Raw genomic sequence first — 16910 nt, 5'->3', positions numbered from 1 at the left:
TCGGGTCCCGGAGACCTGAGATAGACTTGCGTGCATTCACCCCGGCTCAACAGGACTTCCAATGACCCCATCGCTGCTAATGGCTGTTCTCGCCTCGGGCTTTATTTACGGCATCACACCGGGGCCGGGTGTATTGGCGGTGTTCGGCATCGGTGCGGCGCGTGGTCGGAGGGCCGGGGCGGGGTTTCTCTGCGGGCATTTGCTGGGGGATGTGGTCTGGTGCAGCACTGCGCTGATCGCGATTGTCGGTGCGCGGGAAATCGGCAGTACCGCATTCGATGTGCTGGGAGTACTCAGCGGGCTGTACCTGTTTTGGCTCGGTCTGCGCGCGGTTCGCGCTCGTCGCAGCAGTGACGAAGCACCTCAAGGCCCGGCGCGGCAGCCGTTCTGGCACGGCATTCTATTTGGCCTGACCAATCCGAAGGCTTACCCGGTGGCAGTAGCGACTTTTACGGCGCTGTTGTCCAGCCGTGCCGAATTGCTGCACTGGTCGATGCTGCCGTGGCTGATTGTCCTGAGCTTCGTCGGTGGCCTCATGGCCTACGCTATCCTCATTGGCATTGTCGGTGCGCGGCAGGTGCGCATGTTGTACCAGCGCCATGAGCTATTGATCACCCGGCTGTGTGGGGTGATGTTTATCGGTTTCGCCATCAACGCCCTGGCGCATGCATTGCCGGGGCTGGTGACGAACAAGGCGTGAGGCTGATTGCAAGGAGGCGTCAGTTGTACTGATGGGTCAGGGAGGGTTCTTTATTGCTGCATTGTCCGGACACGCTCACCGCACTATGGCAACCAGAAATTCCGCGCCGTTGGCGAGTTATATTGATCTCTTGCTGGACGCCGTCTGTGCGGTCGACAAACAAGGTCGCTTCGTATTTGTCAGCGCGGCCTGTGAGCGTATTTTCGGTTATACCCCCGAAGAGCTGATCGGCCAGCCGATGATCGACCTGGTGCATCCCGCCGATCGTCAGCGCACCCTCGACGCCGCGCGGGAAATCATGGGCGGCGAACCCAAGCTCAATTTCGAAAACCGCTACCTGCGCAAGGATGGCCGAGTGGTGCACATCCTCTGGTCGGCGCGCTGGTCGGAGGTCGACCAATTGCGCATCGCCGTGGCGCGCGACATCACCGAGCGCAAGCAGGCCGAGTCCCGGCAAGCCGCGTTGTATGCGATCTCCGAAGCGGCCCACGCGGCGGAAGACTTACTGGCGCTGTTCAAACGCATCCATATGATCATCGGTGAATGGCTGCCGGCGCTGAATTTTTCCGTGGCGCTGTTTGACGAACACTGTGCACAGCTGAATTTCCCCTATCACGTCAACGACCATGAGCAGGAACCCGAGCAGCCCGGTACGATCACCGGGCGCCTCTGCGCCGAGGTGATTCGCAGTGGTCAGCCGATTCTGCTGACCCCGGATCAGGGCAATCCACCGGTGGGGTTTGAGGCGCTGGTCGCGGGCCGGCATTCACCTTGCTGGCTGGGTGTGCCGTTGAACTCGCAAAACGGCACCATCGGCGCGTTGATCGTCAAAAGCGTACCAGGCGGCGAGCGCTACACCGAACAGGACAAGGAGCTGCTGCAATACGTTTGCGCCCAGGTCGCCACAGCGATCGAGCGCAAGCAATTGCATGCCCGACTGCAGCGCATGGCCCAGTACGACCAACTGACTCAACTGCCCAACCGAGAGTTGCTCCGTGACCGGCTCAAAGACTCACTGACGCTGGCTCGGGCGGATTCCGGGCGTATGGCATTGCTGTATGTCGACCTCGACCGTTTCAAAGAAGTCAACGACACCCACGGCCATGCAGTCGGCGACATGCTGTTGCAAGCGGTCGCCAATCGGCTCAAGGGCTGCGTGCGTGAAACCGACACCGTGGCGCGCATCGGTGGTGATGAATTTGTAGTGTTGTTGCACAGCATCCACGCGTCGGAAGACGCCAACAGCGTGGCGGGAAAAATCCGTCAGGTTCTGGCTCAACCCCTGCGCCTGGATGGGCACAGCGTGAACATCCTGCCGAGTATCGGCGTCGCTCATTACCCCGAGCACGGCACCGAGGAAAAGCAGCTGTTCAGGCATGCCGATGAGGCCATGTATGCCGTCAAGCGCGAACATCACCAGCGCCTCGAGGCCTGAAAAATCTGCCACCGTTCGTCGCGGCGATTTCAACTTTTTTAAACCTTTGCGGTGATCGAAATTCTGATCCTATGCGGGCTCCTGCTCGCCGCGATCATCACCAAGAGGTAGAGAATCATGCCTAATTCAAGAAACTCGAACTCGGGAAACTTCGCCAACGATCGAACGAAGGCGCCTGAAGCCGGTCGCAAAGGTGGGAAAACTACCACCACGACTGTCGATAAAGACCCTGCGAAACCCGATATGGGCCGCAAAGGTGGTCAGAAATCGAAGTAGCGGTGAAGGTAGTTTTGATTGAGAGGCGGGAGCGTAAGCTCCCGTTTGAATTTTTTACGAGGAGGGCGCGACCATGAGCCGGATGGCCACCCGATTACGCAATGCCAGTTTTGCTACGTTACTGGGACTGTGTGCCAGCAGTGCCTTTGCCCAGTCCCCCGCCGAATTCATTAACGATGCGTCGGCCAAAGGCATGGCCGATATCGAAGCCAGCCGCCTGGCGCACCAGAAAACCGAATCCAAAGAGGTCAAGGACTACACCATCGTCGTCATCAACGACCGCACCACCGCCAACCAGCATCTGGCGAAAATCGCCAAGCAACTGGATTTGCCGGTGGCCCCGCGCGAAGAAGTAGTCGATAAAGCCAAAGCCTTGATGCCGGAAGTGAAGGACGGCGCCAGCTTCGACCAGGCTTATGCGGCCAGTCAGGTGAAAACCACCCAGGAAGCCATCGAACAGCTGCAACAGGTAGCGCAGACCACCGACGTGCCTGAAATCAAAGCCTTCGCCGAAGAAACCCTGCCCAAATTGCAGAGCCATCTGCAAATGGCCAAGGCGCTGCAAGCCAGTCGCTAACCCAGAAATACGCGGGTGACCTCGGGCCACCCGCGATGTCCGATCAGCATTCATTCAAATCCTGCTTGTTGCCTTTTTCCTGGACGACGCTGCCGTCCAGGGAAATCGTTTGGCCCTCGCCAAGTTGCCGATACTGCTTTCTCAGCGCTTCCAACTGCTTGAGGTCCAGTGCCTCGAGCCCCAGCATCGCGTTCTGCGCATCCTTCGTCACCCGCAGCAACTCATCGATCTTCAAATGCAAAATGTCTGTGTCGCGGTTCTGGGTGTTCTGGATCAGGAACACCATCAGGAAGGTGATGATGGTGGTCGAAGTATTGATGATCAGTTGCCAAGTGTCGTTGAAGTGAAAAATCGGCCCACTCAGCCCCCACAGAAAAATCAGAATGATCGCCCCCATGAACGTCTTGGGGCTGCCCGCCCACAGGGCAAGTTTCTGAGCGACTTTTGCGAATTTCATTGCCGTGTTCCTTATCGGGATGCGCCTGATTTTCAGACAGCGACGGCATGTTGGAAATTCTAATTACATTTCCATATTCAATAAAAAAACCGACCTATGAGGCTAATGCCGGTCAGTTAAGGTGCAAAACCTGTGGGAGCGAGCTTGCTCGCGATGGCGGCGCAACATTCAACATCAATGCTGACTGACCTGCCGCTATCGCGAGCAAGCTCGCTCCCACAGAGGTTGCGGTGTTCACGCCCTTAACTGACCAGCATTAACCTATGAGGCCGGTTTTTTTTGGATTTCTGTTCACTCCGCCAACTTCACGTCCACCGACCAACTGAAGTACCCCAATGCCTCGCAGCTTTTATTGATAAGCATGAATTTCAGTTCGCACGCCGCCACCCCAGCCGCTAATTGCGTGCAATGCCAATAATGATCATCGGCCGTGTGGCTGCCCGGTTGGGTCGGGTTTTCGGGATCTGGTGCGGGGACTGTCAGGTCTGTGTGGACCACCAATTCAGGCGGTGAAAGGACCCCGGCATTACCTACATGTATCTCGTAAAACACCACGCTGTGTTCGGCGAGCAAGCTGACGGTCCTGCCACGGATTTGGAAGTTCTTTCCGTTATTGGCGGTAAGCGTCATTAAGCTGTCATTAATTGTACTTTGTGCTGGTTTTGTGCCGCTGGTGGCGAAGATGAAACCTTCCTCAATCCTGGTCGGGTTTTGCGGCTCAAGACTGGGTTGCGGATAGCGTGAAAGCAGTGATTCGGCATCGACGATCAGCAGCACATTATTGGCTGGCGCGATACTCGTCGAGGGGGAGGCAATCGGTTCGGAAGTCATCATGGATTCCTTTCATGATGTTGATTCAAGACGGCAGCCGCATCGGTTCAAGCAAGACATCCCGTCCCGGCCGAAGCGGCAACGAACTCGGTAGGCCCCTCGTCGCCAAGGGGCCTGGTCGTCGTCAGTTACGGATGGTAATGAACGGATCCCACGAGCAGCAGCCTACGATCTTGCAGTCGCGATCAACGATCAGGAAATGGAAGTGGTAGGTCACGCTACCGCACGAAAGTGTTTCCGAAGACCAGTAATGGTTATCGACTTTCTGGCAGCTCGGCACCGACGGGTTGCTGGTGTTGGGAACGGCAACGCACGCTGTAGCCTTGCGGGGCGTGGGTGTGGAGATCAACTCGTTGCCGACATTGCCAATGAACTTGTAGAAAATCACTGCAGTCTCGAAGCTCTGCGACAGACTGGTTTCACGCCAGCGAATCAAGTCGCCCACCTGGGCTTTCAAGTTCAGTTCGCCACCGGCCTGGCCATTTATCACGTTGTCCCGGTTGGTCACCATGTACACATGATTGACGTCGATTAGCGTCGGCGAGGCAGGGTTTTTGCTGATGTTCGGGTAGTTTTTCAGAATGGTTTCAGTGTCGATTGAAACAAGTACATCCGTGACTCGAGACATAGTAAAGCTCCTTGTTCATAGTGAATGCCTGGTATCTTCCAGGCACAACAACGCTTGTTTGCCTTACGGCCGTCGCGAACACACTACGGGCGGAACCCACCTGTCACGGGCATGAGCTGGCCTTGCTCCTTGCGTGCAAACTAACGGGTTCGGGTTCCTTCCGACGGGCCGCGATTGGACTATAGATGTGAATGTTAGGCTGTCAAAATTGCTTGGCTTCTGGTTCGACGAACGGTCGGTTTGGTTATGATTTCAGAAGATTTTGCGATAAAAAATACTCATTCAAATCCTCTTTGTACGTCTGGTCCCGTGGGTATTGGCAACGAGGGGGTTAACTGACCTCTTTCGCCATAGGTCGGATAGGGCAGGGCGCACCGGTCGAGGTATCGTAGCGAACCGGTTTTCCGCCTATTGCTACAACAACGCACCGACAGGAGAACGCAATGAGTTGGTCCGCCAAACAATACGTCGCTTTTGAAGATGAACGCACACGTCCCGCCCGTGACCTGCTGGCCGCGATCCCTGCTGTGGACGCGCGCTCGGCAATCGACATCGGTTGCGGCCCAGGTAATTCGACCGAGTTGCTGGTTGAGCGCTTCGCCAATGCCACGGTGCATGGCTTGGACAGTTCGACCGATATGATCGACGCCGCCCGCAAGCGCTTGCCGCAGGTGCAATTCGATACGGCTGATATTGATACCTGGAACGAAAACGGCCCGTTCGATGTGATTTTCGCCAACGCGGTGTTGCAGTGGCTACCTGATCACGCGAAGTTGCTGCCTGCATTGGCGAGCAAGCTGGCCCCTGGTGGCAGCCTGGCGATCCAGATGCCGGACAATCTCAACGAACCTTCGCATCGCTTGATGCGCGAAGTTGCAGCCGATGGTCCATGGGTTGGCAAACTGGCGGGCGCCGCCGGGCAGCGGACGGAGATGGCAGATGCCAGTGGTTATTACTCGATGCTGCGAGCCCACTGTTCCCGTGTCGATGTGTGGCGCACGACTTACCATCATCCGCTTGCTGACGGCGCGTCGGGTGTGGTCGAGTGGTTCAAGGGCAGCGGATTGCGACCGTTTCTTGATCCGCTGGATGAGGCGGAGCGGGCGCAGTATCTCAAGCAGTATCAGGCGGCGATCGAGCTGGCCTATCCGCCGTTGACCGATGGTTCAGTGCTGCTGCCGTTCCCACGGTTGTTTATCGTTGCGACGCGCTGATGCATTAATGAAAAAGGGACAGATTCCGCTCTTTGCGTCTGTCCCTTTCGCGTACCAATGGCCGAGAATTCCATCGTAGCTAGGCGTCAATCAGCTGATCAATCAAAACCGCGTTGCTATAGATCAAGCTTCCATCACTCGCTCGATGCCCGACCAAATGGAACTGACCGCGCTCGTTGTGTATATAGACGCGCATCTGGCAGTCGGACAAAGGTCCATATTCCTCAGGCAATTTCAACTCCAGTGTGTCCATGTCGACATCGACCATGGCTTCACGCTCATGGGTCTTCTGCAGGCGTTCTTCAGCGTCCTCCAGACCCTTATGGAGGGGGCCATCGACGTAAAAATGGATTTCTCCCATCGGGGTCGACTTTTGTTCTCCGTTGACTTTGCACCAGCCTTCGATCGTCAAGGCACTCATGACGAAATCTCCATTGTGGACGGCTGGACTCTATAGCTCTTGGCCGTCACTTGTCTGACCGCTATGCATAGGCAAGGACTTTTGCGGGCGCTTTCGGCCGATCTTTGCCTTCCGTAATCAGACCTGATTATAGCTGGCAACCGGGCCTCGCTTACTCGATGTGTCGTTCAGGCGAGATGTGTTGCTGAATAGTTACAGTTATATATAGCGAATAGGTTTCAAGTGATCAAGTTGACGCTGAAGTTGGAATATCCAGGCAACAAGGCTTTTCAGGAAAAGCGCTTGTTCCGGCCATGAACTATACTTCCTGCGGACTTTGCCACGAAGATAGGTGGTATTTGTCCAGCCTGTTTTGGCGTCAGATTAGTATTGATTTGACGATGTTGTTCTGTGGCGATGCTTATGCATACCGATGAGTAACAGGAATAGGATGAAAGCAAAATGGCAATGGCAATTATTCTTGTACTAATCGTTATTGCATCTGTGCTGTTCCATATATTAGCGCCTTGGCATGCGACACCGGCAGCGTCCAACTGGGGCTCAATAGACACCACCCTGTTCATCACCCTGATCATCAGCGGGATATTTTTCATCGCCATCACCGTATTCATGGCGGTGGCCGTGATGCGTTTCCGTCACAAGGAAGGTGCCAGGGCAGCCTACCAGCCTGAAAATAAAAAGTTGGAAACATGGTTAATTATCGTGACCTCGGTAGGTATTGCCGCGATGTTGGCGCCAGGTCTGGTTGTTTACAGTGACTTCATCCGGGTGCCGAAAAATGCTTATGAACTTGAAGTGGTCGCCCAGCAGTGGCAGTGGGCTTTTCGTTTTCCCGGCCAGGACGGGAAGCTGGGCAAATCGGATATTAAGTTTGTTGATTTCACCAATCCCCTCGGCCTTGATCCCAAAGATCCTGTTGGGCAGGACGATGTGCTTATAAGAAGCAATGAAGTTCACCTTCCGCTCGATCAGCCAGTGAAAGTTTTACTGCGCTCTAAAGATGTGCTGCACAATTTCTATATACCGCAGATTCGCAGCAAGATGGACATGGTGCCAGGGATGGTGTCGTACTTTTGGTTTACGCCGACTGTAATCGGGAAGTATGAAGTCCTGTGTGCTGAGTATTGTGGCGTAGGTCATTACAACATGCGCGGCCATATGATCGTGGAAGACCAGGCCACCTTCGATCAATGGCTGAAGAGCCAACCGACTTTTGCGCAGACATTAACGACAGCTGCCAAACCCAGTCAGGACAGCGTGCTGGAAAAAGGTCGCTTTTTGGTCGAAAAATACGGCTGCGGTGCCTGCCATAGCCAGGATGGCAGTACCAGTCTCGGCCCGGGATGGAAGGGGCTGTACGGTCGCACTGAACAGTTTGCCGATGGCACCAGTGCGCTGGTCGATGAGGCCTACCTGAAAGAGTCGATCCTCGATCCGAAGGCCCGACTGGTACAGGGTTACCCGCCAGTCATGGTGGCCTATACTCTCACTGAAGATGAACTGGGTGCTGTCCTCGCCCTGATCAAATCACTGGGTGCCGCGCAGCAAGAACCTTCTGCCAGCGAAAAATTGGATAGAGGTGACGACTTGGCAACGCAGGGGCAGCGGCTGGCCGAGTCGCTCGGCTGTCTGGCCTGCCACAGTGTCGATGGCAGCAAGGGCGTCGGCCCCAGCTGGCAAAGCCTGTATGGCGAGACCGTAACCCTTGCCGACGGTTCGACGATAAAGGCCGATGAGGGCTATATAAAAGATTCGGTTCTTAATCCCGGTGCCAAAATCGTCAAAGGCTACGCAGCCGTCATGCCGGCCTTTACCCCGAGTGATCAGGAGTTGAACGCACTGATCGCTTTTATCAAATCCAAAGCGAATGCCGACGCCGATGCGAGCAAGGCGGAGCCAGGGAAGTAGCCGTAAAGCAGCCAGGAATGCACCGAAACTTCGAACAGGAGGATGACGTGATGGCCTATGCGGAGCACGCCGAAACAGAAGCACTACACGAACCCAAAAGCTTCCTGACCAAATATATCTGGAGTCAGGACCACAAGGTCATCGCCATTCAATATTCCTTGACGGCTATATTCGTGGGCGTTATCGCCGTGGTGTTGTCCGGCTTGATGCGCATACAGATTGGCTTCCCCGGCACTTTGGAGTTCATGGACGCCAGTGCTTACTATCAGGCGATGACCATGCACGGCATGATCATGGTCATTTACTTGCTGACGGCCTTGTTTCTGGGAGGCTTCGGTAATTATCTGATCCCGCTGATGGTGGGCGCCCGCGACATGGTCTTCCCCTACGTCAACATGCTGAGTTACTGGTTCTACCTGCTGGCGGTAGTGGTGTTGCTCTCCAGTTTCTTTGTCCCTGGCGGCCCCACCGGTGCGGGCTGGACGCTCTATCCGCCACAGTCCATTTCTCAGGGGACACCGGGGGTCGAGTGGGGCATCGTCCTGATGCTCGTCTCACTGGCGATTTTTATTGTCGCAGCCACCATGGGCGGGTTGAACTACGTCACCACGGTGTTGCAGGCGCGCACGCACGGCATGACATTGTTTCGCATGCCGCTCTCCGTATGGGGAATCTTCATGGCCTCGATCATGGCCTTGCTAGCCTTCCCGGCGTTGTTCGTCAGTGCGGTCATGATGCTGTTTGACAAGCTGTTGGGCACCAGCTTCTTTATGCCGGCGATGATCTCGCTGGGGCAGCAGATCGATCACCAGGGTGGCAGCCCAATATTATTCCAGCACCTGTTCTGGTTCTTCGGCCACCCGGAGGTCTACATCGTTGCTCTCCCTGCGTTTGGTCTGGTCTCCGACTTGATCAGCACCCATGCGCGTAAAAATATCTTCGGCTACCGAATGATGGTGTGGGCCATTATTGCGATTGGCGTACTCAGCTTTGTGGTCTGGGCGCACCATATGTATGTCAGCGGAATGAACCCGTATTTTGGCTTTTTCTTCGCCGTCACCACCTTGATCATCGCGGTGCCGACCGCACTGAAAGTCTACAACTGGGTGCTGACCCTGTGGCGCGGCGACATTCATCTGACCGTGCCGATGCTGTTTGCCCTGGCCTTTATCGTCACTTTCCTGGTCGGCGGTCTGACCGGCTTGTTTCTGGGCAATGTGATCGTGGATATTCCGCTCTCGGACACCTATTTCGTCGTAGCCCATTTTCATATGGTCATGGGTGTTGCGCCGGTACTGGTGGTGTTCGGCGGCATTTATCATTGGTTCCCGAAAGTCACCGGGCGCATGTTGAACGACACCCTGGGCAAGTTGCATTTCTGGATTACCTTTCTGGGCACCTACGCCATCTTCTTCCCTATGCACTACCTGGGTTTCCAGGGCATGCCACGCCGCTACTACGCCTATGAAAACTACGCGTTCATCCCGCAGTCGGCGCAAGATTTGAATGCCTTCATTACGGTGGTCGCATTGGCCGTCGGCGTTTCCCAGTTGCTGTTCCTGTTTAACCTGGCCTGGAGTGTGTTTAAAGGCAGGCCCGCAGGCAGTAATCCCTGGGGCGCGGCCAGTCTGGAATGGCAAACGCCGAACACCCCGCCGATACACGGTAACTGGGGAGCGAAGCTGCCGGTCGTGCATCGCTGGGCCTATGACTACAGTGTGCCGGGGATAGAGCAGGATTTCGTTCCGCAAACAGTCTCCGCCGAGGAGCTGGAGCAGATGCGGCAACTGAGTGCTGGAACCAGGATAGCGGACGTTAAAACATGAGCAGGTTGCTATTGAGAAACGCCGACGGCGCTGACCCCGGCGGCAGCTGGAATCGCGATCCGGAGGGAATTCAGGCCGGCGAAGGTGCCGATCGAAACCAAACCGCAAGAATAGGCCTGCGCTTATTTCTGGTCGTGGTGAGTTCGTTATTCTTTCTCTTCTTGCTCGCCTTTATCGCCCGTTCACAAATGACCGACTGGCTACCCCTGACAGAGCCCTTGGCGCCGTTAGCCAATCTCTCGCAGTTATGGCTGAATTCGGCTTTTCTGGTGTTCAGTTGCATCGCACTGCAGTGGTCGCGTATGGCCGCCCGACAGGCTCGACTGGGTGCAACTGTGATTGGTTTTGCATTGGGAGGCGTATTCGCCATTGCTTTTCTGGCGGGGCAGCTCTGGGTCTGGCAGCAGTTTGTCGCCTGGGGTTACTTTCTCGCCAGCAATCCGGCCAACAGCTTCTTCTACCTGTTGACCGGCCTGCATGCGCTCCACCTGCTGGGCGGGCTTATAGCCTGGGGCATAATCGTTGCTAAATTCCTGCGTCGCGTGCCGTTGCCGCAACTCAGCGTCAGCGTAGAGCTGTGTACCATCTATTGGCATTACTTACTGGGTCTTTGGTTCGTGCTATTCGCTCTGCTGACCAGCACGCCGCAAACCTATGAAGCCATCGCCAGATTCTGCGGCCTGAGGTGAAAAGCCATGGCATCGCACCCAGCAACCCCAGGCGAGTCCAGTTCATCCAATCCACCCGGCTCACCGCTTGTACCGGGATGGGAGGGCATCGCCAGCGACTGGTCCTCGGATAAGGAGGCTTTCAAGCAGGTCCCCTGGGGCAAGGCGATGATGTGGATATTCCTGCTCAGCGATACCTTTATATTCACCTGTTTTTTAACCGGCTACATGTCGGTCCGCATGACCATCACCACCGCCTGGCCGAACCCCAGTGAAGTGTTCGCATTGACGATCGGCGGTCATGCGATCCCACTTATTCTGATCGCCATCATGACCTTTGTGCTGATCAGTAGCAGCGGCACCATGGCCATGGCAGTCAATTTCGCCTATCGCCGTGATCGCGCGAAAACCACTGCCCTGATGCTGGCGACCGCTGCCTTGGGTGTGACCTTCGTCGGCATGCAGGCATTCGAATGGACCAAGCTCATCGCAGAAGGAGTGCGTCCCTGGGGGAACCCTATGGGGGCGGCGCAGTTTGGAGCCAGCTTTTTCATGATTACCGGTTTCCACGGACTGCATGTGTCAATCGGCGCCATCTACCTCAGCATTGTGGCGCTGAAAGTATGGCGGGGAGATTATGAGCGCTCCGGAAACTATCAGAACGTCGAGATAGCCGGGCTTTACTGGCACTTCGTGGATTTGGTGTGGGTGTTTATTTTTGCTTTCTTCTATTTATGGTAGAGGAGCGCTGGTGATGGCACATGCTCAAGGTCAGCAACATCCAATCAGCTTGTACCTTAAAATCTGGGGGCTGTTATTCGTCCTCAGCACGCTGTCGTACCTTGTCGATTATTTCCACTTCCACGGCTACCTTCGGTGGTCCCTGATTATCACGTTCATGTTGTTGAAGGCAGGTTTAATTGTCTCCATCTTCATGCATATGGCCTGGGAGCGGTTGGCCATGGTCTACGCCATATTGGTACCACCTTTGTGTTTGCTGGTACTTGTCGGACTGATGGCCACCGAAGCGGACTATGTTTTCCTCAGTCGGGTCATTTCCTTCGGCCAATAAGCAGCTTCCGGATGGCCTTCAGTCTCCAGGGGCTAACCCGATATCACTCGCTTGAACTGATGCCATTTGTGCTGCCAGGCTACTGTCCAGTGGGGGGCTGCCGCTCCCGTGCCGGCGATCTCCAGCATTGGATGATGTTCGATAACCCCGTCCAATACCGACTCCTGATTCGGCTCGACATCTACGAAGAAAATATGTTTTCCCTCTGCTACCACCTGTTTAAAACTACGGAAGTGAGTGTTTGGCACCTGGATACCAAAAAATCCGCCTTCCCAGATGCAGAAGCCACAAACAACAATCGCAAGAAAGATAAAAGGCATCCAGCCTGCGGCGGATTCGGTCCAGCCCAGCCAATAGGCGCCGCCAAGAATCAGCGCCGCGAGTGGCACACCGATCACTGCACCAATTTCGCCAGAGTGAACAACATCCTGTTCCATTAACGAATTAACTTCGTGAAGGTGATGTTGTTCAACATCGGCAACCTTTTCGCTGAGCACATGAATTTGTTCGGAATTGATGCCGCTGGCTTCCAGTTCATTTTCAACGGCTTCAAGATCGTCGAGATTGTTGCTGATGTAATAGTGTCGATTCATGCCACACCTCCCATCTCGTGCTTGCTGTAGACCTCCTTTGTCTTGCAGCTGCCAGTCGAGATTCGCAGTCGGTATCAGTACCCGTGGGGAACGTTGCGCGCTTCATTCAAGCCATAAAAAAGTATAGCACTGCATATCATTCAGGCATGGGGGACGGGAAGCATGCGGTCTGATGCTCCCGGCAGGTTCCCCGGCACCCCAAATTCCGGGCACAAAAAAACCGGCCACAACGGACCGGTTTATTGTGTTACTGCATCTCCCGTCAAAACCCTCCTGACGTGAGACCAAAATTCGATTGGAGCGGGTGAAGGGAATCGAACCCTCGTTATCAGCTTGGGAAGCTGGAGTAATGCCATTATACGACACCCGCTCAGAGCGGCTGACTTTGTACCAGATGTCGGCGTGGAAATGAAGTTTTTCTTTGCGTGCGACGGCTTTAGCGCAGATGAAACAAAAACAGAGACCGCATGACGGTCTATCGCGGGCAAGCCTCGCTCCTACAGAATTGCGTTAGTGCTGTAGGGCGGGGCCTGCTCGCGATGACGCTGTTTCAGATGGCCAATGCATGTTGGTCCTGGACGTAGTGATAACGCGGTCGACTTTCGTGTTGCGAAGGTTTCAGAAAGCCCAGCAATGCGTTGCGGCTATCTCGGCAAGCAGCTTTGTGTTCCATGTCGAGAAAGTGGCCGGTGGCCTGCAGGGTGGTGAAAGTAGCGTGTTGCACATGGTTGGCGAACAATTGAGCGCCGTCGGCAGCGGTGTACTCGTCCCATTCGCCGTTCATGAACAGCACCGGCACGTTGATTTTCTCCGAGGCTTTGAAGAAGCACTGGCGATCACTGTGCAGCAGATCGCTGATGTGGAAGTGCATCTGCCCGTATTCATGCTCGGCCAGGGAACTGACGTGCCGATAATTGAAGCGCTTGAACAGTGTCGGCAGGTGTTTGCCGATGGTGCTGTTCACCAGGTTGCCGACCCGGTCACCGTCCCGGCTGCCGAGGTAATCGATGCCGCGCTCCAGGTAGTCGAGCATGTGCGCGTTGATCTCCGGAGAGAACGAGCTGATCACGGCTTTTTCGATGCGTCGTGGCTGCTGGGCCAGGGCGACCAGGGTCGCGGCGCCACCCCAGGAAAACGACAGCACGTGTTCGGCAGCGAAGTGGTCGATCAGCTCCAGGAGGATCTGCCCTTCGATTTCCTTGGTCAGCAATTTCTCGTGCAGGTTGTGGGCTTTCGACTTGCCCGCGTAGGGCTGGTCGTAGCAAACCACATTGAACTGCGGATGAAGGTTTTTCACGGTTTGTGCAAACGACGCAGTCGTGGCCATCGAGCCGTTGACGAGAATAATGGTCTTCTCTGCGGCGTCTGCGCGATAGAACTCCGTGTAAACCCGATACTGACCCTGTATATCCAGCACAGCGATTTCTGGCCTCATGTCATAAGACTCCTGGCAAGCGGGTATGCGTGCAAATCAGACTGCACGAGCTTTGTGACAGGTAGGCATACGCCTGGAATTTGAGAGGCCCATGTCGATCCATTGCAGTCCGGTCGACGGGTATTGTTATTGGCGGGCAGTCTGCCGGGGGAAAGCGGAACCTGAGGGTTCTCTACCGGCAAAAAGTTTCTTAGAAGTATGTTGTGACTCGTCGGTCACATTTCGGCCGACGTCCTGATTCAAGCAGGGGTCACGTCATCACGCAAGTATCTTTGCAAATTGTTCGACAACTTCTGCTGAGCGGTCGCCTGCTTAGATCAATTGAATCTCTTCGGTGCGTAATGCGCGGTACTCGCCCGGTTTCAGGGCACTGTCGAGCACCAGCGGGCCCATGCTTTCGCGGTGCAGGCGCAGCACCTTGTTGTCGAAATGGCCGAACATCCGCTTCACCTGATGATAACGGCCCTCGATGATGCTCAGTCGTGCGGATGTTGGTCCGAGTACGGCCAGCTCGGCGGGTTGGGTTGTGAGGTCTTCGAAGGCGAAGTACAGGCCTTCGGTGAATTTCAAAGCGTATTCCGGGCCAATCTCTTGCTCGGTCTCTACGTAGTAGACCTTGGGCAGTTTGGTTTGCGGCTGGGTCAGGCGTCGCGACCAGCTGCCATCATTGGTGATCAGCATCAGGCCGGTGGTGTTGAAGTCCAGGCGCCCGGCGATGTGCAGGTCCTCCTTGTCCGGCTCGTGTATCAGGTCGAGCACGGTCGGGTGTTGCGGATCGCGGGTGGCACTGACGCAGCCAGACGGTTTGTGCAGCATGAAGTAGCGTGCAGGCTTGCCGACTTGCAGCAGCTCATCGTCGACTTCCACGCGGCTGAATTCCAGTACTTCGGCGTGAGGGTCGCTGACGACTTTTCCGTCGATCCTGACGCGCTTTTCCACCAGCAACAGACGCACCTGCTTACGGTTGAAGCGCGGCAGGTTGCTGAGGAAACGGTCAATGCGCATGACGAGGGATCGGTAGGAAAGGGTGCGTATCTTACGTGATCGGTTGTGCGGTTGCTTACAGCTGCGCCTCGACTTGCGCGCAGCGTGGGCACAAACAGGATTTGTCGCGCAGTTCGGGCGGTAGTGCTTCGAGTACCTCCGGGTCGATGCTGACGCCGTAGCACCAGCAGGCCCGATCGGCGGTTCGCGGGTCGGCCAGGCTACAGTCGTTGGAGGCGCCGCAGGCCGGGCAGAAATCTGGCTTATTCATGTAGGGTTATTCATAACTGGAGTGAGGCATTTCCACGCAGGTGCGGTTACGGCCGGCTTGCTTGGCCCGGTACATCGCATGATCAGCCCTCGACAGCAGCGTGTGCAAGGTGTCATCGGTCTGCAGGGTGGTCAGGCCGATGCTCAAGGTCAGCTGCAAGGCCCGATCGTTGTAGGCATAACGCTGGTGCTCGACATGCTGACGAATTTTCTCTGCGATCATCAGACCGGTCTCACCATCAGTGTCCTTGAGCAACACGATAAATTCCTCCCCGCCCCAACGGCAGACGATGTCGGAGTGCCGCAGGCAACTCTCCAGATCCCGTGCAAAGCCGATCAGTACCTGATCGCCGGCAAGGTGACCATAGGTATCGTTCAAGGCCTTAAAGTGGTCCAGATCCAGCAGCAACGCGGTCAGCGGTTTGGGCTCGCGCTGGGCTTCGTGCATGGCTTGCGCCGCCAACAGATCGAAACCGCGGCGGTTCGGCAACTCGGTCAGGCTGTCGAGGATCGCCTGGGCCTGGATCTTGCCTTGGTAGCGCTTGATCACCCGGTTGAGCAGGATCAGCACAATCAGCGTGACGATCAGGCAGATCAAGAGGTTGAGGTACAGCGATTGGCGGATTTCACTGAGGGCGCCGTCTTCGCGTTTGTCGACGAACAGGTACCAGTTCAGCTCCGGAATGAAACGCACATTGAGGAAATGTCCCTGGTCCCGGACGGAATATTCGTAGCTACCGCTGTGGGGCTTGGGCAACTGACTGACGAGGCTTTTCATGCTGTCGAGTTCGCCGAGGCTCTGCCCGATCTTCGCGCCTTGCGGGCCGCCCTCGGCCCCTGTGAGCACCAGGCGTCCGAAGTTGTCGACGAAGTACACGCTGCGCTGGTAACGCTGCTGGTATTTGTCGATCAGCTTGATCACCGCATCGACTGTCAGACCGACGCCGGCAGCGCCGATGAAACGGTTGTTGTAGTCGTAGACCTTGTAGTTGATGAAGAAGGTCAGGTTGTCCTTGTTGGCAAGGTCCGGGTCGACATTGATTTCGTAGGGATCGACCATGTCTCGTACGCGGAAATACCACGCATCGCGGGGTTCAGTGACTTTGACCTGTTTGAGTACGCCCTTGGCGTGGTAGTAGGTGAGGCTGGTGTTGGAGACGAAAAATGCGGTGTAGGCGCCGTAGTGGGTCATGACCTCGTTGAGGTAGCGGGTCATTTTTTCGGGATCTTGCTCGCCGTTTACCACCCAGTCACGCATGAAGGTGTCGCGGGACATCATCGAGGAAATCAGGATCGGTCTGACGAGGTCTTTCTGGATTTCCGAGTAGACCGTGTCCGACGTCAGCGGCAGTTCGGTGTTGATGATGTTGTCGCGGATCGACGCTCGCGAGGCGTAGTAACTGAGGAAGGACGTGGCGAGAAAACCTGCGCCCAGCAGTGCGATCAGCGTGAGGACCAACGAACGTTGCGAATACAGCGGCGAGCGAAGCGGCATGACGATTCCGTTGGCAGTGACCCGATGGCAGGCATTCTAATGGCACCGTCGGGAAATAACTGCTCTGTGCAGCGCGAATGATTGTTCACACACGCCATGCAAGATGCACCCGGACCCTGT

At 55.8% G+C, this 16910-nt stretch carries 19 protein-coding genes and 1 tRNA gene; 10 read left to right on the top strand and 10 right to left on the bottom strand.

Annotated features, from left to right (window positions below):
• The first annotated feature begins 61 nt into the window (after positions 1 to 61).
• The 4 genes from ACA059_RS24705 to ACA059_RS24690 all read left to right on the top strand — a co-directional run bounded on the left by ACA059_RS24705 (position 62) and on the right by ACA059_RS24690 (position 2988).
• Positions 62 to 700 (top strand): LysE family translocator, encoded by a 639-nt coding sequence (locus ACA059_RS24705; protein WP_111450884.1) that lies wholly within the window; start codon positions 62 to 64, stop codon positions 698 to 700.
• A gap of 85 nt (positions 701 to 785) precedes the next feature.
• Complete coding sequence (locus tag ACA059_RS24700) at positions 786 to 2135, top strand: sensor domain-containing protein (protein ID WP_497631335.1); 1350 nt, start codon at positions 786 to 788, stop codon at positions 2133 to 2135.
• 117 nt (positions 2136 to 2252) lie between these two features.
• Positions 2253 to 2411 carry a KGG domain-containing protein gene (locus tag ACA059_RS24695; protein WP_347805813.1) on the top strand — a complete coding sequence of 53 codons (159 nt, stop codon included), beginning with the start codon at positions 2253 to 2255 and terminating at the stop codon, positions 2409 to 2411.
• 73 nt (positions 2412 to 2484) lie between these two features.
• Positions 2485 to 2988, top strand: a complete 504-nt coding sequence (locus tag ACA059_RS24690) for a DUF4142 domain-containing protein (protein WP_497631334.1) — start codon at positions 2485 to 2487, stop codon at positions 2986 to 2988.
• A 43-nt stretch (positions 2989 to 3031) separates the two neighbouring features.
• Here ACA059_RS24690 and ACA059_RS24685 read toward each other — a convergent pair whose 3' ends face one another.
• From ACA059_RS24685 to ACA059_RS24675, 3 genes are all read right to left on the bottom strand, one after another.
• Positions 3032 to 3445, bottom strand: a complete 414-nt coding sequence (locus ACA059_RS24685; RefSeq protein WP_497631333.1) for a low affinity iron permease family protein — start codon at positions 3443 to 3445, stop codon at positions 3032 to 3034.
• Between the two features lie 291 nt (positions 3446 to 3736).
• The gene (locus ACA059_RS24680; protein WP_497631332.1) at positions 3737 to 4276 is read right to left on the bottom strand and encodes an AidA/PixA family protein; all 540 of its coding nucleotides are present in this window, start codon (positions 4274 to 4276) and stop codon (positions 3737 to 3739) included.
• A 124-nt stretch (positions 4277 to 4400) separates the two neighbouring features.
• Positions 4401 to 4904 (bottom strand): inclusion body family protein, encoded by a 504-nt coding sequence (locus ACA059_RS24675; protein ID WP_090181110.1) that lies wholly within the window; start codon positions 4902 to 4904, stop codon positions 4401 to 4403.
• 443 nt (positions 4905 to 5347) lie between these two features.
• Between ACA059_RS24675 and tam the strand changes: the two genes are divergently transcribed.
• Entirely contained in the window at positions 5348 to 6118 is a 771-nt protein-coding gene (tam, locus tag ACA059_RS24670) for a trans-aconitate 2-methyltransferase (RefSeq protein WP_497631331.1), read from the top strand.
• 79 nt (positions 6119 to 6197) lie between these two features.
• On the opposite strand, the gene ACA059_RS24665 is transcribed toward tam, so the two are convergent.
• Positions 6198 to 6539 (bottom strand): hypothetical protein, encoded by a 342-nt coding sequence (locus tag ACA059_RS24665; protein ID WP_497631330.1) that lies wholly within the window; start codon positions 6537 to 6539, stop codon positions 6198 to 6200.
• 441 nt (positions 6540 to 6980) lie between these two features.
• Here ACA059_RS24665 and ACA059_RS24660 point away from each other — a divergent pair, with 441 nt between their 5' ends.
• Genes ACA059_RS24660 through ACA059_RS24640 form a run of 5 tightly spaced genes read left to right on the top strand, consistent with a single transcriptional unit; the run spans position 6981 to position 12013 of the window.
• Positions 6981 to 8447, top strand: coding sequence for a c-type cytochrome (locus ACA059_RS24660; RefSeq protein WP_497631329.1), 1467 nt, complete (start codon positions 6981 to 6983; stop codon positions 8445 to 8447).
• A 50-nt stretch (positions 8448 to 8497) separates the two neighbouring features.
• The gene (ctaD, locus tag ACA059_RS24655) at positions 8498 to 10273 is read left to right on the top strand and encodes a cytochrome c oxidase subunit I (RefSeq protein WP_497634724.1); all 1776 of its coding nucleotides are present in this window, start codon (positions 8498 to 8500) and stop codon (positions 10271 to 10273) included.
• Positions 10270 to 10962, top strand: a complete 693-nt coding sequence (locus tag ACA059_RS24650; RefSeq protein ID WP_497631328.1) for a cytochrome c oxidase subunit 3 — start codon at positions 10270 to 10272, stop codon at positions 10960 to 10962. The genes ctaD and ACA059_RS24650 overlap by 4 nt, the downstream gene beginning before the upstream one ends.
• Positions 10963 to 10968: 6 nt before the next feature.
• Positions 10969 to 11682, top strand: a complete 714-nt coding sequence (locus ACA059_RS24645) for a heme-copper oxidase subunit III family protein (protein ID WP_497631326.1) — start codon at positions 10969 to 10971, stop codon at positions 11680 to 11682.
• 13 nt (positions 11683 to 11695) lie between these two features.
• Positions 11696 to 12013: a cytochrome C oxidase subunit IV family protein gene (locus ACA059_RS24640; RefSeq protein ID WP_008074510.1), complete on the top strand. Its 318-nt coding sequence runs from the start codon at positions 11696 to 11698 to the stop codon at positions 12011 to 12013.
• A 32-nt stretch (positions 12014 to 12045) separates the two neighbouring features.
• Here the strand turns inward: ACA059_RS24640 and ACA059_RS24635 are convergent, their stop codons facing one another.
• The 6 genes from ACA059_RS24635 to ACA059_RS24610 form a co-directional block, all read right to left on the bottom strand.
• The gene (locus ACA059_RS24635) at positions 12046 to 12606 is read right to left on the bottom strand and encodes a magnesium transporter (protein WP_497631325.1); all 561 of its coding nucleotides are present in this window, start codon (positions 12604 to 12606) and stop codon (positions 12046 to 12048) included.
• A gap of 296 nt (positions 12607 to 12902) precedes the next feature.
• A tRNA-Gly gene (locus ACA059_RS24630) sits at positions 12903 to 12976 on the bottom strand.
• A 180-nt stretch (positions 12977 to 13156) separates the two neighbouring features.
• Entirely contained in the window at positions 13157 to 14041 is an 885-nt protein-coding gene (locus ACA059_RS24625; RefSeq protein WP_497631324.1) for an alpha/beta fold hydrolase, read from the bottom strand.
• 312 nt (positions 14042 to 14353) lie between these two features.
• Complete coding sequence (locus ACA059_RS24620; RefSeq protein WP_497631323.1) at positions 14354 to 15046, bottom strand: pseudouridine synthase; 693 nt, start codon at positions 15044 to 15046, stop codon at positions 14354 to 14356.
• Positions 15047 to 15101: 55 nt separating this feature from the next.
• On the bottom strand, positions 15102 to 15296 hold the full coding sequence (locus tag ACA059_RS24615) for a cysteine-rich CWC family protein (RefSeq protein WP_497631322.1): 195 nt from the start codon (positions 15294 to 15296) through the stop codon (positions 15102 to 15104).
• Between the two features lie 6 nt (positions 15297 to 15302).
• Complete coding sequence (locus ACA059_RS24610; RefSeq protein WP_497631321.1) at positions 15303 to 16790, bottom strand: sensor domain-containing diguanylate cyclase; 1488 nt, start codon at positions 16788 to 16790, stop codon at positions 15303 to 15305.
• Between the last annotated feature and the right edge of the window lie 120 nt (positions 16791 to 16910).

The organism is Pseudomonas sp. LBUM1647 (assembly GCF_059716175.1).
Note: the sequence above shows the minus strand (reverse complement) of the source record. Positions and strands in the feature narration are given on the sequence as shown.

Coding starts and splice junctions, on each gene's coding strand:
- ACA059_RS24705 (WP_111450884.1), top strand. CDS start 62: ATGACCCCATCGCTGCTAATGGCTGTTCTCGCCTCGGGCTTTATTTAC.
- ACA059_RS24700 (WP_497631335.1), top strand. CDS start 786: ATGGCAACCAGAAATTCCGCGCCGTTGGCGAGTTATATTGATCTCTTG.
- ACA059_RS24695 (WP_347805813.1), top strand. CDS start 2,253: ATGCCTAATTCAAGAAACTCGAACTCGGGAAACTTCGCCAACGATCGA.
- ACA059_RS24690 (WP_497631334.1), top strand. CDS start 2,485: ATGAGCCGGATGGCCACCCGATTACGCAATGCCAGTTTTGCTACGTTA.
- ACA059_RS24685 (WP_497631333.1), bottom strand. CDS start 3,445: ATGAAATTCGCAAAAGTCGCTCAGAAACTTGCCCTGTGGGCGGGCAGC.
- ACA059_RS24680 (WP_497631332.1), bottom strand. CDS start 4,276: ATGACTTCCGAACCGATTGCCTCCCCCTCGACGAGTATCGCGCCAGCC.
- ACA059_RS24675 (WP_090181110.1), bottom strand. CDS start 4,904: ATGTCTCGAGTCACGGATGTACTTGTTTCAATCGACACTGAAACCATT.
- tam (WP_497631331.1), top strand. CDS start 5,348: ATGAGTTGGTCCGCCAAACAATACGTCGCTTTTGAAGATGAACGCACA.
- ACA059_RS24665 (WP_497631330.1), bottom strand. CDS start 6,539: ATGAGTGCCTTGACGATCGAAGGCTGGTGCAAAGTCAACGGAGAACAA.
- ACA059_RS24660 (WP_497631329.1), top strand. CDS start 6,981: ATGGCAATGGCAATTATTCTTGTACTAATCGTTATTGCATCTGTGCTG.
- ctaD (WP_497634724.1), top strand. CDS start 8,498: ATGGCCTATGCGGAGCACGCCGAAACAGAAGCACTACACGAACCCAAA.
- ACA059_RS24650 (WP_497631328.1), top strand. CDS start 10,270: ATGAGCAGGTTGCTATTGAGAAACGCCGACGGCGCTGACCCCGGCGGC.
- ACA059_RS24645 (WP_497631326.1), top strand. CDS start 10,969: ATGGCATCGCACCCAGCAACCCCAGGCGAGTCCAGTTCATCCAATCCA.
- ACA059_RS24640 (WP_008074510.1), top strand. CDS start 11,696: ATGGCACATGCTCAAGGTCAGCAACATCCAATCAGCTTGTACCTTAAA.
- ACA059_RS24635 (WP_497631325.1), bottom strand. CDS start 12,606: ATGAATCGACACTATTACATCAGCAACAATCTCGACGATCTTGAAGCC.
- ACA059_RS24625 (WP_497631324.1), bottom strand. CDS start 14,041: ATGAGGCCAGAAATCGCTGTGCTGGATATACAGGGTCAGTATCGGGTT.
- ACA059_RS24620 (WP_497631323.1), bottom strand. CDS start 15,046: ATGCGCATTGACCGTTTCCTCAGCAACCTGCCGCGCTTCAACCGTAAG.
- ACA059_RS24615 (WP_497631322.1), bottom strand. CDS start 15,296: ATGAATAAGCCAGATTTCTGCCCGGCCTGCGGCGCCTCCAACGACTGT.
- ACA059_RS24610 (WP_497631321.1), bottom strand. CDS start 16,790: ATGCCGCTTCGCTCGCCGCTGTATTCGCAACGTTCGTTGGTCCTCACG.